Annotated in this window: 14 protein-coding genes and 1 riboswitch; of the genes, 11 read left to right on the forward strand and 3 right to left on the reverse strand. The window is 69.1% G+C overall.

Annotation, left to right across the window (positions count from 1 at the left end):
• Positions 1-10: 10 nt before the first annotated feature.
• Positions 11-127: riboswitch (glycine riboswitch) on the forward strand.
• 90 nt (positions 128-217) lie between these two features.
• The gene (locus J2W23_RS26570) at positions 218-1,519 is read left to right on the forward strand and encodes a D-amino acid dehydrogenase (protein WP_176660003.1); all 1,302 of its coding nucleotides are present in this window, start codon (positions 218-220) and stop codon (positions 1,517-1,519) included.
• A 10-nt stretch (positions 1,520-1,529) separates the two neighbouring features.
• Here the strand turns inward: J2W23_RS26570 and J2W23_RS26575 are convergent, their stop codons facing one another.
• The 3 genes from J2W23_RS26575 to J2W23_RS26585 form a co-directional block, all read right to left on the reverse strand.
• Complete coding sequence (locus J2W23_RS26575) at positions 1,530-2,807, reverse strand: FIST signal transduction protein (protein ID WP_307650875.1); 1,278 nt, start codon at positions 2,805-2,807, stop codon at positions 1,530-1,532.
• Positions 2,808-2,852: 45 nt separating this feature from the next.
• Entirely contained in the window at positions 2,853-3,626 is a 774-nt protein-coding gene (locus J2W23_RS26580; protein WP_307650876.1) for a PhaM family polyhydroxyalkanoate granule multifunctional regulatory protein, read from the reverse strand.
• Between the two features lie 91 nt (positions 3,627-3,717).
• Positions 3,718-5,163, reverse strand: a complete 1,446-nt coding sequence (locus J2W23_RS26585; RefSeq protein ID WP_307650877.1) for an aminotransferase-like domain-containing protein — start codon at positions 5,161-5,163, stop codon at positions 3,718-3,720.
• A 103-nt stretch (positions 5,164-5,266) separates the two neighbouring features.
• Between J2W23_RS26585 and J2W23_RS26590 the strand changes: the two genes are divergently transcribed.
• The 10 genes from J2W23_RS26590 (at position 5,267) to J2W23_RS26635 (ending at position 13,245) form a co-directional block, all read left to right on the forward strand.
• A complete protein-coding gene (locus J2W23_RS26590) occupies positions 5,267-5,866 on the forward strand; it encodes a LysE family translocator (RefSeq protein WP_176659999.1) in 600 nt (199 codons plus the stop codon).
• 62 nt (positions 5,867-5,928) lie between these two features.
• A complete protein-coding gene (locus J2W23_RS26595) occupies positions 5,929-6,888 on the forward strand; it encodes a DMT family transporter (protein ID WP_307650878.1) in 960 nt (319 codons plus the stop codon).
• Positions 6,888-7,310, forward strand: a complete 423-nt coding sequence (locus J2W23_RS26600; RefSeq protein ID WP_176659997.1) for a VOC family protein — start codon at positions 6,888-6,890, stop codon at positions 7,308-7,310. The genes J2W23_RS26595 and J2W23_RS26600 overlap by 1 nt, the downstream gene beginning before the upstream one ends.
• 13 nt (positions 7,311-7,323) lie before the next feature.
• Positions 7,324-8,526, forward strand: coding sequence for an aminotransferase-like domain-containing protein (locus tag J2W23_RS26605; protein WP_307650879.1), 1,203 nt, complete (start codon positions 7,324-7,326; stop codon positions 8,524-8,526).
• A 13-nt stretch (positions 8,527-8,539) separates the two neighbouring features.
• On the forward strand, positions 8,540-9,205 hold the full coding sequence (locus J2W23_RS26610) for a LysE family translocator (protein WP_307650880.1): 666 nt from the start codon (positions 8,540-8,542) through the stop codon (positions 9,203-9,205).
• Positions 9,206-9,209: 4 nt separating this feature from the next.
• On the forward strand, positions 9,210-9,851 hold the full coding sequence (locus J2W23_RS26615; RefSeq protein WP_307650881.1) for a glutathione S-transferase family protein: 642 nt from the start codon (positions 9,210-9,212) through the stop codon (positions 9,849-9,851).
• Between the two features lie 132 nt (positions 9,852-9,983).
• Entirely contained in the window at positions 9,984-10,907 is a 924-nt protein-coding gene (locus tag J2W23_RS26620; protein WP_307650882.1) for a PhzF family phenazine biosynthesis protein, read from the forward strand.
• A 16-nt stretch (positions 10,908-10,923) separates the two neighbouring features.
• A complete protein-coding gene (locus J2W23_RS26625) occupies positions 10,924-11,616 on the forward strand; it encodes a VOC family protein (RefSeq protein WP_307650883.1) in 693 nt (230 codons plus the stop codon).
• Between the two features lie 5 nt (positions 11,617-11,621).
• A complete protein-coding gene (locus J2W23_RS26630) occupies positions 11,622-12,254 on the forward strand; it encodes a LysE family translocator (RefSeq protein WP_307646620.1) in 633 nt (210 codons plus the stop codon).
• Positions 12,255-12,273: 19 nt separating this feature from the next.
• Positions 12,274-13,245 carry a threonine dehydratase gene (locus J2W23_RS26635; protein ID WP_307650884.1) on the forward strand — a complete coding sequence of 324 codons (972 nt, stop codon included), beginning with the start codon at positions 12,274-12,276 and terminating at the stop codon, positions 13,243-13,245.
• The last annotated feature ends 1 nt before the right edge of the window (position 13,246 follow it).

Genomic DNA, 13,246 nt, shown 5'->3' on the forward strand with positions numbered 1-13,246 from the left:
TGCATCAAATCAAACGCCGTCTGGAGAGCCATCGCACCCGCAAAGGTGTCGCGATGCACCGAAGGAGCAAACCCGTTGCAAGGCGCAACAGGTGAATCTCTCAGGTACCGAGGACAGGGGGAGCGGCAACTTGGACGGCGGACGTCCGGTTGCTTGCTATTGATTCAATAGCACACCACGCCCGCCATTCAAGCGCTGCACCTCAAAGGTACTTGAAATGCGCGTGATCGTTCTTGGCGCCGGCCTGCTCGGCGTGACCTCGGCTTACTACCTCCAGCAACTCGGCCACGAAGTGACCGTGATCGACCGGCAGGCCACCCCGGCCGCCGAAACCAGCTTCGCCAACGGCGGGCAGATCTCGGTGAGCCACGCCGAACCCTGGGCCAACCCCAGCGCACCGCTCAAGGTGCTGCAGTGGCTGGGCAAGGAAGACGCCCCGCTGCTCTTTCGTATCCGCGCCGACATGCGCCAGTGGCTCTGGGGCCTGCAGTTCCTGCGCGAATGCACCCCGGCGCGCACGAAGCACAACATCGAGCAGATCGTTCGCCTGGGCACCTACAGCCGCGACACGTTGCAGCAATTGCGCCGCGACACGGGCCTCCGCTACGACCAGCGCACGCAGGGCATCCTGCACTTCTATACGACGCAGAAGGAGTTCGACGGCGCGCTCAAGCCGGCCGAGCAGATGCGCGCCCTCGGCTGCGAACGGCTGGTGATCTCGGCCGATGAGGCCGTGAAGATCGAGCCCGCCCTTGCCCACATCCGCCCCCAGCTGGCCGGCGCCACCTACACGGCCGAGGATGAATCCGGCGATGCCAACCGCTTCGCGCGCGAACTGGTCGGCCTCGCGGCCGCGGCCGGGGTGAAGTTCCTCATGAGCCACACGGTGACCGCACTGCGCGAAGCCGGCGGCAGCATCGATCACGTCGAGGCCACCGACAGTGAAGGCCGTTTCCAGCGCATCCGGGGCGATGCCTTCGTGCTCGCGATGGGCTCGCTCAGCCCGCTGTACGCCGCACCGTTGGGCATCCGCCTGCCGATCTACCCGGCCAAGGGCTACTCTGTGACGTTGCCGGTCAAGGACGCATCGAAGGCGCACCAGGTCTCGCTGACCGACGACGAGTTCAAGCTCGTGTTCTCGCGCTACACGTCGGAGTCGGGCGACCGCCTGCGCATCGCCGGCACGGCCGAACTCAACGGCTACGACCGCGACCTGAACCGCGTGCGCTGCGAAGCGATCGTGCGGCGCGTCGAGGAGCTGTTCCCCGGCGCCGGCGACACCACGCAAGCCCAGTTCTGGACGGGCCTGCGCCCCGCGACGCCAAGCAACGTGCCGATGATCGGCAAGACAAAGCTGCCGAACCTGTACCTGAACACCGGCCACGGCACGCTCGGCTGGACACACGCCTGCGGCTCGGGCAAGTCGATCGCGCGGATCGTGAGCGGGCTCGCGCCGGAGGTGGATTTCGCGTTCACCGGCATGCCGGCGCAGCAGCCGCGCGTGCTGCAAGCAGCCTGATCGCGACCCGTCAGTCCTTGCTGGTGAACACCGTCAAAACGCCGGTGTAGCCATACAGGTGATGCCGGGCGATTTCGCCCGCGGCGAAGAAGCCGACCAGCGGCACGTCGCCCAGCGCGTGCCGAACGATCTGCAGCTCGGCGCCCGGTGCGCCGAAGTGCGGCCCGCCGCGCCCGGAGCAGCTCACGTACACCGCGCCCGCGATGCGGCGCGCGGGGTGCGGCGCCGCTTCGGCTTCGCCAGCAGCCACGGCGCGGGCGGTGGCCAGCGTTTGCTCTTCAGGCTCCAGCTCTTCACGGATTTCCGCGCAGATGCGCATCAGGTCGGCCCGCGCGGCTTGCGCGTTGCGGCGGCAGAAGGTCAACCGCATGCCGGCCTCGGCCGTGTCGGCGATCGCGATGCCGCGGCGCGTCGGGTCCAGGCCGATGATGTGGCGCACGAGCACGTCGGCGCCCAGGTCGCCGGTGCGGCGCACGCCGTCGCTGCCCGCGTCGGCCAGGCCGACCAGCGTGTTGCGCACGGCGTCGATGGCTTCCTGCGGGCGGTCGAGCGAGACCTGCAGGTCGGCCAGCAGTACGTCGAGCGCGGGCTCGCCGTCGAGCTTGAGCAGGAGGTTGCCATCGGCCTCGGTGATCTCGCGTTCGCGCACGCCCGAGCGCAGCGGCTGGCAGCCCTGCGTGACGCGCGACACCAGCCGCACGCCTTCGCCGAACACCACGCCCGACAGGCCGCCCGAGAACACGCCCCCAGCCGCGCCGTGGCCGCGGATGTTGCCGTTGCCACCCACCGCGAATTGCAGCGCCCCGCCACGGCCCGAAGAGAGTCCGCCGAAGAGATAGCCGGTGTCGGTGCGGCCGGCCATCTCGCCGATCAGCTCGGTGAGGTCGGGCGTCGCGGGGTCGGCGTGGACGAGCGCGGTGTGCGCCTCGAAGCCGCTCATCTCCGAATTGCTCAGCGGCGCCACGCCAGAGAACACGCGGTACTGGTCGCTCGGCAGCGCGCAGAGCATGAGGCTCATGCCGGGCTCGTCGAAGTACTCGGCGTTGTTGGCCGAGACGCCGATGCCCACGGCGCCCGACCAGTCGGTCACCTCGGGCAGCTCGGCACTCAGGTGATCGAGGATCTCCTGCGCCTCGGACGCGTAGTGGTCGGTGATGTAGAGCAGTCCGAGCGTCGGCGACGACGCGTAGTCGGGCAAGGCCATCTGCGCGCGCAGCTGGGCCAGCACGAGGCCGGCCGCCATGCGCCATTGCGGATGGGTGGCATGGCCGGTGGGAAACAACTTCATGATGCGTGCCAACCCGTTCTCTTCAAAAGTGGAATGTGTAGGACGTCAGCGGCGGCCGGTGGTTCGCTTGCGCGCGGCGGTCGACGTCTTTTTCTTTGCAGCGGGCGTTGCCGCCTTTCTCACCGCAGTCTTGGCCGCGGGCTTCCTTGCTGCGGCCGTCGTCTTGCCCATTGCCTTGCCGACCGCATCGGCCAGCGGCTGGGCCATGGCGGGCACCTTGAGCTGGGCTGCGTCCTGCAGCGCGGTGCTGGCGATCTGCTGGAACTGTTCGGTCAGCGAGCCCCACCACTGCATCGGATCGACCACGCCGGCGCCGTCAGCTGAAGCCTTGCCGGAGGCCGGCTTGCTGCGCGGTTTTTTCTTCGGCACCGGTGCTTCTGCTTCTGATTCTTCCTCGATCTCGGTTTCGTCTTCTTCCTCGACCGGTTCGGGTTCGGGCGCAGCCGCTGCAAAGGGCGCTGGCGCAGGGGCGGCAGCGGCAGCGGCCTGCTTGGTGAACACGCTCGCCAGGTCTTCCATCCGCACGTTCATGCCGCGCAGGGTCGAGAGGGTCATCTTCTGCACCTCGAGCGCCTGGATCGTGGCCTTGAGCGCATGGCCGTTCTGCTCGAGCCAGTACTGCACGGTCTTGAGTTCCTGGATGCGCTTGTCGACCTCTTCCACGCTCAGCGTGGGTGCCACCCAGCTTGCCAGGCTCGGGATGCCCGGCACCGACGATGCGGCGCCGGCGCCTGCCGCGGCGCCCCCGGCCAGGTTCTTCAGGAAGTCGAATCCGGGGACGAACTGGCTGAAGTTGAAAGGTTGGCTGGCGTTGGTCATGCGGGAGGTCTCCTGGCTGGGTTTTCTTGTGTCGGCAGCTTACTCCAAGGACCCGGCCTTTGACCCGCCAGGCGCGGGCTTTTACCTGCCGTCAGAGCTCACTTCTGACCTTGCTGAAAACCTTCCAGAAAGCCGCATCCTGCGAGGTCGCGAAGTTGATCCGCATCATCGTGCTCGGCGGCCGGCGCGCATGGAACAGCGAGCCCGGCGCCAGCAGGTAGCCCTGGTCGAGCATGCGCTGGGTGAGCGCGTCGGTGTCGACGCCCGTGTCGACCCAGCCGAAGAGCCCCGCCGGCTCCGAGGCGAAGGTGCAGCCGTGCGACATCGCGAGCTTCACCGCCCGCCCGCGCGCGCCGTCGAGCCGGATGCGGATGCGGTCCGCATGCCGGCGCAGCTGGCCCTGGTCGATGCACCACGACAAGGCCCGCTCGAACAGCGTGGGCGAGGTCAGCGTGGCCAGGAGCTTGGTCTCCAGCAGCCGCTCCTTCAGCGCGGGCGACGCGGCCAGGAAACCGATGCGCCAGTTGGGCGCGATGATCTTGGCGAAGCCGCTCACGTACACGGTGCGCTGCAGCCCGTCGAGCGCGCTCAGCCGCGTGGCGTGCTCGGGCGCGAGATGGCTGTAGGTGTCGTCCTCGACGATGTGGAAGTCGTGCTCGTTCGCGAGCTTGAGCACCCGGTGCGCGCTGCCCGGCGTGAGGCTGTAGCCGGTCGGGTTGTGCAGCACGCTCACGCTCACGAAGAGCTTGGGCTTGTGCAGCACGCAGTACTGCGCCATCACCTCCAGGTCGGGCCCGTCGGCGCGGCGCGGCACGGGCAGGATGCGCATGCCCAGCGCCTCGAGCCGCGCGAACTCCAGCGCCCAGCCCGGCTCCTCGACCATCACCGGATCGCCCGGCCGCAGCAGCGTGCGGCTCACGATGTCCAGCGCATGCGTCGCGCCGATGGTGGTGATGATCTGGTCGGGCGCGGCCGGCACGTTGATGCCGACGAGCTTCTGCGAGAGGCTGCGGCGCAGGCTCATGTCGCCGGAGGGCTCGCCGTACTGGAGCGACAGCTCCTGCAGCACAGCTGTACTGGTCATGCGCCGCACGGCCGTGGGCACGAAGGTGGACGACATCCAGTCCGGCGGAAACACGCCCATGCCGGGCTGCGGCTTGTCGCTCGGGCGGTGGAACATGCTGCGGATCAGCGAACTCGCGTCGGCCGGTACACGCGAAGCCATCATCTGCACGGCCATCGCCGCCGGCATGTCGTTCACGCCGACGGCGTCGGAGGCCTTGGCCGTACGACCGTCCTGGGTCTGCGCCGAGTCGCGCACGTAGAAGCCGCGCTGCCGGCGGGCTTCGACGAGTCCTTGCGCAAGCAGCTGGTCGTAGGCGGCAACCACCGTGTACGGGCTCACGCCCTGCTGCCTGGCGCATTCGCGCACCGAGGGCAGCCGGGCGCCGGGCGGCAGCAGCCGGGTGCGGATGCGCTCGGCCAAGCGGTCGGCCAGTTGGCCGGTCAACGACTGGGTGGAGGTGCGTGTCAGCATGCGGCGTCGAAAGGCTGTGTCGATGGCTTCACCAATACAGATGCCTTGTTTGTCCGGCCATCTGTACTGGAACTGTAATGGTCACAAGTTTAGAGTCTGTGCCATGAACTGGCAAGAATTCACCGCGCTGCTGGTGCTGGCCACGGCGATGAGTTTTTCGCCCGGTCCCAACACCACGCTTTCCACCGCCCTGGCGGCCAACGGCGGCCTGCCGCGCGCGATGCGCTTCGTGGTCGCGGTGCCGATCGGCTGGACGCTGTTGCTGGCGATCTGCGCCGCCGGCCTCGGCGCGCTGGTGGTGGCGGTGCCGCCGCTGCGCCTGGCAATCAAGGGCTTGGGCATCGCCTACCTGTTGTGGCTGGCGTACAAGCTCAGCGGCAGCGCCAAGCTCGGCAAGGCCGACAGCGCCAGCCTCTCGGTCGGTTTCGGCCAGGGCGTGATGCTCCAGTTCGTCAACATCAAGGCGTGGCTGCTCGCGCTCACGCTGGTGGCCGGATGGATCGCCGGCCAGCCCGACGCGCTCTCGCGCTTCGCCATCGTCGCGCCGGTGATGCTCTTCTATGCCTTCGTCAGCAACTTCGCCTATGCGATGGTCGGCGCACTGCTGCGCGACTGGCTCGCCAAGGGCTCACGCCTCCTGTGGTTCAACCGTGCGATGGGCCTCGTGCTGGTGCTTACGGCGTGGTGGATGGTGGGCGTATGAGCGCCGCGCCGGGCCGCCCCAAGCAAGCTCGCACCGCAGTGCGAAGCACGAAGGTTACGCCAATGACCAACAGGCTCAACATCAAGGACGAGACGCTGGGCATGTGGCTCGGCGTGATCGGCGTGGCCCTGTTCGCGGTGACCCTGCCCATGACGCGGCTGGCCACCGGCACGCAGGCCGCGCCGCAGCTGTCGCCCTGGTTCGTCACGCTCGGGCGCGCGGCGCTGGCGGGCGTACTGTCGGCCATCTTCCTCTTGGCCACGCGCTCGCCGCGGCCCGCATCGCACCAGTGGAAGCCGCTGGGCATGGCGGTGCTGGGCAACGTCATCGGCTACCCGCTGCTGCTGGGCTACGCACTGCGCGTGGTCACGGCCAGCCACGCGGCGGTCGTCACGGCGCTGCTGCCTCTGGTCACCGCCGCTGTCGCCGCATGGGTGCTGCACCAGCGCGCGCGGCTCGGCTTCTGGCTCTGCGCCATCGCGGGCAGCCTGCTGGTGGTGGTGTTCTCGGTGCTGCGCGCGAGCCAGGGCGGCCATGGCTTCGGCTTCGAATGGGCCGACCTGCTGCTGGTGGGCGCGGTCATCGCCGCGTCGTTCGGCTACATCTACGGCGCGCAGGTCACGCCGTCGCTGGGCGCCGAACGGGTGATCTGCTGGGTCTGCGTGATGGCCCTGCCGGTGACGCTGCCGGCTACGCTGGCGCTGTGGCCGACGCAACCCATCGCCACCTCGTCGTGGCTGGGCTTTGTCTACGTCGGCATGTTCTCGATGTGGATCGGCTTCTTTGCCTGGTACCGGGGCCTGGCCCTCGGCGGCGCACTGCGCGTGAGCCAGACGCAGCTGCTGCAGCCCTTTCTCTCGATCCTCGCGTCGATCCCGATCCTGGGCGAGCCGCTCGATGTGGTGACGCTGGGCTTCGCGATCGCGGTGGTGGCCACCGTGGTCATCGGCAAGCGGCTCTCGCAACCGCCGGTCGCGCCGGCGGCAGCGCTGCCCGCCGCAGTCCGCACCGGAGGACGCTGATGTTCAGTCACATCACTGTCGGCTGCACCGACCTGCCGCGCGCCGCCGCTTTCTACGACGCGCTGCTCGCGCCGTTGGGCCTCGTTCGCCGCGCCGTCATGCCCGATGGCGGGCCCGAATCGGCCTGCTGGGTCGCGCCCGGGCAGACGCTGCCGCGCTTCTACGTGTACATCCCGCTGGACGGTGAACCCGCCAGTGTCGGCAACGGCAGCATGGTCGCGTTCAACGCGCCCTCGGCCGATGCCGTTCATGCCGCCCACGAGGCGGCCTTGCGCCAGGGCGGCCGCGACGAAGGCGCGCCCGGCCCCCGCCCACGCTACGGCCAGGGCTATTACGGCGCCTACCTGCGCGACCCGGACGGCAACAAAATCCATGTTGTGTACCGTGGCGACATTCCACAGAACCTCACCTCACCCGCCTGAAAGAAGAAACACCATGAACTGGAAACTCGCCGCCCGCGCCGCCAAGATGAACCCGTCGGTGCTGCGTGAAATCCTCAAGGTCACCGAACGCCCCGGCATCATCAGCCTGGCGGGTGGCCTGCCCTCGCCCAAGACTTTCCCGATCCAGGCTTTTGCCGACGCCTGCGCCGAGGTGCTACACAACGATGGCCAGGCCGCGCTGCAGTACGCCGCGAGCGAGGGCTACGCGCCGCTGCGCCAGGCCGTGGCCGACATGCTGCCGTGGGACGTCGACGCCTCGCAGGTGCTCATCACCACCGGCTCGCAGCAGGGCCTGGACCTCGTGGCCAAGGTGCTGATCGATCCGGGCAGCAAGGTGCTGGTCGAGACGCCCACCTACCTCGGCGCGCTGCAGGCTTTCGGTCCGATGGAGCCGAACCCGGTGAGCGTGGCGAGCGACGAAGACGGCGTGATCGTCGACGACCTCGTGGCCAAGGCGAAGGACGCACGCTTCGTCTACCTGCTACCCAATTTCCAGAACCCGACGGGCCGCACCATGACGGAAGAGCGCCGCGCCGCCGTCTCGGCCGCCGCCGCCGAGGCGGGCCTTCCCATCGTCGAGGACAACCCCTATGGCGAGCTCTGGTTCGACGAAGCCCCGCCACTGCCGCTGACCGCGCGCAACCCCGAAGGCTGCATCTACCTGGGTTCGTTCTCGAAGGTGCTCGCGCCCGGCCTGCGCCTGGGATTCCTGGTCGCGCCCAAGGCCATCTACCCAAAGCTGCTGCAGGCCAAGCAGGCGGTGGACCTGCACACGCCGATCTTCACGCAGCGCATGGTGTCGGCCGTGATGAAGGACGGTTTTCTCGATCGCCACGTGCCCACGATCCGCGCGCTCTACAAGCGCCAGCGCGACGCGATGATGGCCGCGCTCACCCGCGAGATGGCCGGCCTGGACGTGAAGTTCAACGCCCCCAAGGGCGGCATGTTCCTGTGGGCGCGCCTGCCCGAGGGCATCGACACCGTGAAGCTGCTGCCCAAGGCCGTCGAGCGCAACGTGGCCTTCGTGCCCGGCGCGCCGTTCTACGCGGGGCTGGGCGATCCGCGCACGCTGCGCCTGTCGTTCGTGACGGCCAGCGTGGAGGAGATCGATGCGGCCATCGCCGCACTCGCCGTCACGCTGCGCGAAGAGCTGGAACTGCTGGGCGAGCACAAGCTCGCGCCCGCGCAGGTGTGAAGGGGCGGGAACGATGATCGGCCTCGCCACGCTCTCGCTCTTCCTGCTCGCCGTGCTGGCGCTGTTCCTCTCGCCGGGGCCGAACATGGCCTTCGTGCTCTCGCATGGCGTGGCGCACGGGCCGCGCGGCGGGTTCGCGGCGGCCATCGGGATCTCGGCGGCCGACCTGGTGCACACGCTGTTCGCGGCGACGGGTGTCACCGCGCTGGTGGCCGCCTGGCCGCCGTCGTTCGACGTGCTGCGCTATGCGGGCGCGCTGTACCTGGTGTGGTTGGCGGTGCAGGCCCTGCGCAGCGGGGGCGGCTTGCGCATCGGCGCGCAGGCCCAGCCCGCCGGGTTCGGGCGCATCGTGCGCATGGCCCTGCTGAACAACCTCGTCAATCCGAAGGCGCTGCTGTTCTTCATGGTGTTCCTGCCGCAGTTCGTCGATCCGACGCGCGGCAGCGTGCCGCTGCAACTGGTGCAGTTGGGCGTGGTGCTGTCGATGGCCGCGCTCGCGTTCAACACGCTGCTGGGCGCCTGCAGCGGGCAGGTCGGGCGCTGGCTGCAGCGCCGGCCCGGCGCCGAGAAGTTCCAGCGCACGTTGCTCGCGCTGGTGATGATCGGCCTCGCCATCCGCCTGCTGATGCTCGACCGGCCCACCGCCTCCGCGGCCCCGCTTCCCGCACAAGGACACTGAAATCATGCTCAACATCTGGGGCCGCATCAGCTCGATCAACGTCCGCAAGGTGGTGTGGTGCGCGCAGGAACTCGGCCTGGACTTCCAGCGCACCGAGGCCGGCGGCAAGTTCGGCGTGGTGCAGACGCCCGAATACCTCGCGCTCAATCCGAATGCAATGGTGCCCACCATCGACGACGGCGAAGGCGCCGAGCGTGTGACGCTCTGGGAATCGAACGTGATCGTGCGCTACCTCTGCGCCAAGCACTCGCACGGCACCCTCTACCCGAGCGAGCTGCCCGCGCGCTTCGACGCCGAGCGCTGGATGGACTGGCAGCAGACCACGCTCAACCGCGCGAGCCGCGACGCCTTCATCCAGTGGGTGCGCACGGCACCGTCGGAACGCCAGCCGGCGCTGATCGAAGCCTCGGTGCGCGAGAGCGAAGCGCTGTTCGCGATGCTCGATGCGCACCTCGCGCAACGCGCCTACATGGGCGGCGAGCGCTTCACCATGGCCGACATTCCCATCGGCTGCGAAGCGCACCGCTGGTTCGGGCTGCCCGCCGCCGAATACCGCCGGCCGAGCTGGCCGAACGTGGAGCGCTGGTACGCCGATCTTCTTTCTCGTCCGGGCGCGCGCGGCGTGCTCGATCTAGGACTGGAATGACCCCCAGTCTTCGCGCACTTCGTGTCGCTTCGCCAACCCCCTTGCAGGGGGCGACACCCGTGGCCCGGCAAAGCCGGTTCCACGGTGTCTCCCCGACTGACATTGCCAATTGATCCGAACCGTTTGAATCCGATGAAATCCCGCCCCTTCAAGCAAGTCGACGTCTTCACCGCCACGGCCTACCGCGGCAACCCGCTCGCCGTGGTCATCGACGGCACGGGCCTGGACGACGCCGCGATGCAGCGCTTTGCGCAGTGGACCAACCTGTCCGAGACCACCTTCCTCCTGCCGCCGACCGAGCCGACGGCCGACTACCGCGTGCGCATCTTCACGCCCGGCGGCGAACTGCCCTTTGCCGGCCATCCGACCATCGGCACTTGCCATGCGTGGCTGCAGGCCGGCGGCAAGCCCAAGGTGGCCGGGCTCGTGGTGCAGCAATGCGGCGCGGGCCTCGTGCCGCTGCGCCGCGAGGGCGACCGGCTGGCCTTTGCCGCGCCGCCGCTCAAGCGCAGCGCGCCGAGCCCCGCGTTGCTCGCCAAGGTGGCCGGTGCGCTGGGGTTGAAGGCGCAGCAGATCGTCGCGGCGCAGGTGCTGGACAACGGCCCGGTCTGGTTCGGCCTGCTGGTCGAAGATGCCGACGCGGTGCTGGCGCTGCAGCCCGACCACCGCATGCTCAAGGAGCTGGGTGTGAAAGCCGGCGTGGCGGGCGTGCCCGCGGCGGTCGACATCTCGCCGCTGATCGGTCGCTCCAACCGCGAGGCGCGCGCCTTCGGCAACCGCAAGGCCGCCGAGTACGACGACGGCGCGAAGATCGATCTCGAAGTGCGCGCTTTTGCCGAGCCGATCGGCGTGCAGGAAGACCCGGTCACCGGCAGCCTGAACGCGAGCCTGGCCGAATGGCTGATCGCCGACGGCCACATGCCCGAGCGCTACCTCGCGGCGCAGGGCCAGTGCCTCGGCCGCGCGGGCCGCGTGTACATCGAGCGCGACGCCGAAGGAAAGATCTGGGTCGGCGGCGATGCCGTGACATGCGTCGACGGCAACGTCACGCTCTGAACGAAAGCCCCTCGCCATGCACGCCGAACTCGACCACCTGGTGATCGCCGCCACGTCGCTCGCCGACGGCGTGGCGTGGTGCGAAGCAACGCTCGGCGTCACGCCCGCACCCGGCGGCGTGCACCCGCTTATGGGCACGCACAACCGGCTGCTGAACGTCGCGAGCGATGCGTTTCCGCGGGCCTATGCGGAGATCATCGCGATCGAGCCCGGCAAGCAACCCTCGCGGCCCGGCACGCGCCGCTGGTTCGACCTGGACGACGCTGGACTGCAGGCGGGCCTTGCGCAGCACGGCCCGCGTCTCATCCATTTCGCGGCGCGCGTGCCCGATGCCGCCGCAGCGACCCGCGCGCTGGCCCACGAAGAGCATGCGCACATCGACCGCGGCCACCTGCTCGAAGCCTCGCGCGACACGCCGGCCGGGCGCCTCGAATGGCAGATCACGGTGCGCGACGACGGCCAGCGGCTCTTCTATGGCGCGCTGCCGACGCTGATCCAGTGGGGCGCGGTGCATCCGACCGATGCGATGCCCGCCTCGGGCTTGGCACTGCGTTCGCTGCGCGTGGCGCATCCGCGCGCGCCGGCGCTCGCCGCCGCGCTCTCGGCCATCGGCATGGGCGACCTGCAAGTGGACGCCGGCCCGCCCAACCTCGTCGCGGTGTTCGACACGCCGCGCGGCCCCGTCACGCTCGAATCCAAAGGACTCTGACCATCATGCTGACCCTGACCGAGATCGCCTGGTTCGCCCTCGCCTCGCTGCTGCTGGCGCTCACGCCGGGGCCGAACATGATCTATTGCGTCTCGCGCACGCTGATCCAGGGCCGCCGCGCGGGAATGATCTCGCTGGGCGGCGTGCTGATGGCCTTTCTGGTGCACCTGTTCGCCGCAGCGCTCGGGCTCACCGCGCTGCTGCTGGCGGTGCCGCTCGCGTTCGATGCGATCCGCATCGCCGGTGCGGCCTACCTGCTGTGGCTCGCGTGGCAGGCGGTGCGGCCCGGCGGCAATGCGCCTTTCGAGGCCCGCGCGCTGCCGGCCGATCCGCCCGGCAAGCTCTTTCGCATGGGCTTTCTCACGAACCTGCTGAACCCGAAGGTGGCGATGTTCTACCTGTCGTTCTTTCCGCAGTTCATCCATCCCGAACGCGGCTCGGTGCTGCTGCAGAGCATGCAGCTGGGCATGGCGCAGATGGCGAGCAGCGCGGTGGTCAACACGGTGATGATCTTCGGCGCCGCGAGCATCACGGCGGTGCTGTCGCAAAGCGCCGGCTGGCTGCGTGCGCAGCGCTATGTGATGGGCAGCGTGCTGGCCGCGCTGGCAGTGCGGGTCGCCCTGACAGAACGCAAGTAAGCCAACAAGAAAGAACTCCGTGAAATTCACCCGCGAAGAGATCGAAGCCGCGCAGCGCACCGTGCATGCGGCCATGCCGCCCACCCCGCAATACACCTGGCCGCTGCTGTCGCAGCGCCTGGGCGCGACGCTCTGGGCCAAGCACGAGAACCACACGCCGGTCGGCGCCTTCAAGATCCGCGGCGGCCTCACCTACTTCGAGACCCTCGCGCGCGAACAGCCCGGGGTGCGCCACGTGATCAGCGCAACGCGCGGCAACCACGGCCAGTCGCTCGGCTTCGCGGCGCGGCGGCACGGCCTCGGCGCGACCATCGTGGTGCCGCACGGCAACTCGCAGGAGAAGAACGCCGCGATGCGCGCGCTCGGCGTCGAACTGGTCGAGCACGGCGACGATTTCCAGGCGGCATCGGAACACGCGGCCGTGCTGGCGGAGCGCGACGCGCTGCACCGCGTGCCTTCGTTCCACCGCGAGCTGGTGCGGGGCGTATCGACCGCGTATGTCGAATTCTTCAGCGCGTTCAAGGACGCGCCACCCGATGTGCTGTTCGTGCCCATCGGCCTGGGCTCCGGTTTTGCCGGCGCGGCCGCGGCGCGTGCGCATTGCGGTGCGTCGACCAAGCTCATCGGCGTGGTGTCGGCGCACGCCACGGCGTACCGCGATTCCTTCCGTGCGGGCAAGCCCGTCGAATCGCCGGTCAGCACGCGGCTGGCCGACGGCATGGCATGCCGCGTGCCGGTGCCCGAATCGGTCGAGGTGATCCTGCGCGAAGCCGACGACGTGATCACCGTCACCGACGACGAGGTGGCGGAGGCGATGCGCATTCTTTTCAGCGACACGCATAACGTGGCCGAAGGCGCCGGTGCGGCGGCACTGGCCGCCGCGCTTCAGCAGCAGGAGCGCTGGCGCGGCAAGACGGTGGGCATCAGCGTGAGCGGCGGGAATGTCGATTCGGACATGTTCGCCGGCGTGCTCTCGCGCAGCGCTTCCTGAA

The organism is Variovorax boronicumulans (assembly GCF_030812215.1).
Classification (GTDB): domain Bacteria; phylum Pseudomonadota; class Gammaproteobacteria; order Burkholderiales; family Burkholderiaceae_C; genus Variovorax; species Variovorax boronicumulans_C.

Coding starts and splice junctions, on each gene's coding strand:
- J2W23_RS26570 (WP_176660003.1), top strand. CDS start 218: ATGCGCGTGATCGTTCTTGGCGCCGGCCTGCTCGGCGTGACCTCGGCT.
- J2W23_RS26575 (WP_307650875.1), bottom strand. CDS start 2,807: ATGAAGTTGTTTCCCACCGGCCATGCCACCCATCCGCAATGGCGCATG.
- J2W23_RS26580 (WP_307650876.1), bottom strand. CDS start 3,626: ATGACCAACGCCAGCCAACCTTTCAACTTCAGCCAGTTCGTCCCCGGA.
- J2W23_RS26585 (WP_307650877.1), bottom strand. CDS start 5,163: ATGCTGACACGCACCTCCACCCAGTCGTTGACCGGCCAACTGGCCGAC.
- J2W23_RS26590 (WP_176659999.1), top strand. CDS start 5,267: ATGAACTGGCAAGAATTCACCGCGCTGCTGGTGCTGGCCACGGCGATG.
- J2W23_RS26595 (WP_307650878.1), top strand. CDS start 5,929: ATGACCAACAGGCTCAACATCAAGGACGAGACGCTGGGCATGTGGCTC.
- J2W23_RS26600 (WP_176659997.1), top strand. CDS start 6,888: ATGTTCAGTCACATCACTGTCGGCTGCACCGACCTGCCGCGCGCCGCC.
- J2W23_RS26605 (WP_307650879.1), top strand. CDS start 7,324: ATGAACTGGAAACTCGCCGCCCGCGCCGCCAAGATGAACCCGTCGGTG.
- J2W23_RS26610 (WP_307650880.1), top strand. CDS start 8,540: ATGATCGGCCTCGCCACGCTCTCGCTCTTCCTGCTCGCCGTGCTGGCG.
- J2W23_RS26615 (WP_307650881.1), top strand. CDS start 9,210: ATGCTCAACATCTGGGGCCGCATCAGCTCGATCAACGTCCGCAAGGTG.
- J2W23_RS26620 (WP_307650882.1), top strand. CDS start 9,984: ATGAAATCCCGCCCCTTCAAGCAAGTCGACGTCTTCACCGCCACGGCC.
- J2W23_RS26625 (WP_307650883.1), top strand. CDS start 10,924: ATGCACGCCGAACTCGACCACCTGGTGATCGCCGCCACGTCGCTCGCC.
- J2W23_RS26630 (WP_307646620.1), top strand. CDS start 11,622: ATGCTGACCCTGACCGAGATCGCCTGGTTCGCCCTCGCCTCGCTGCTG.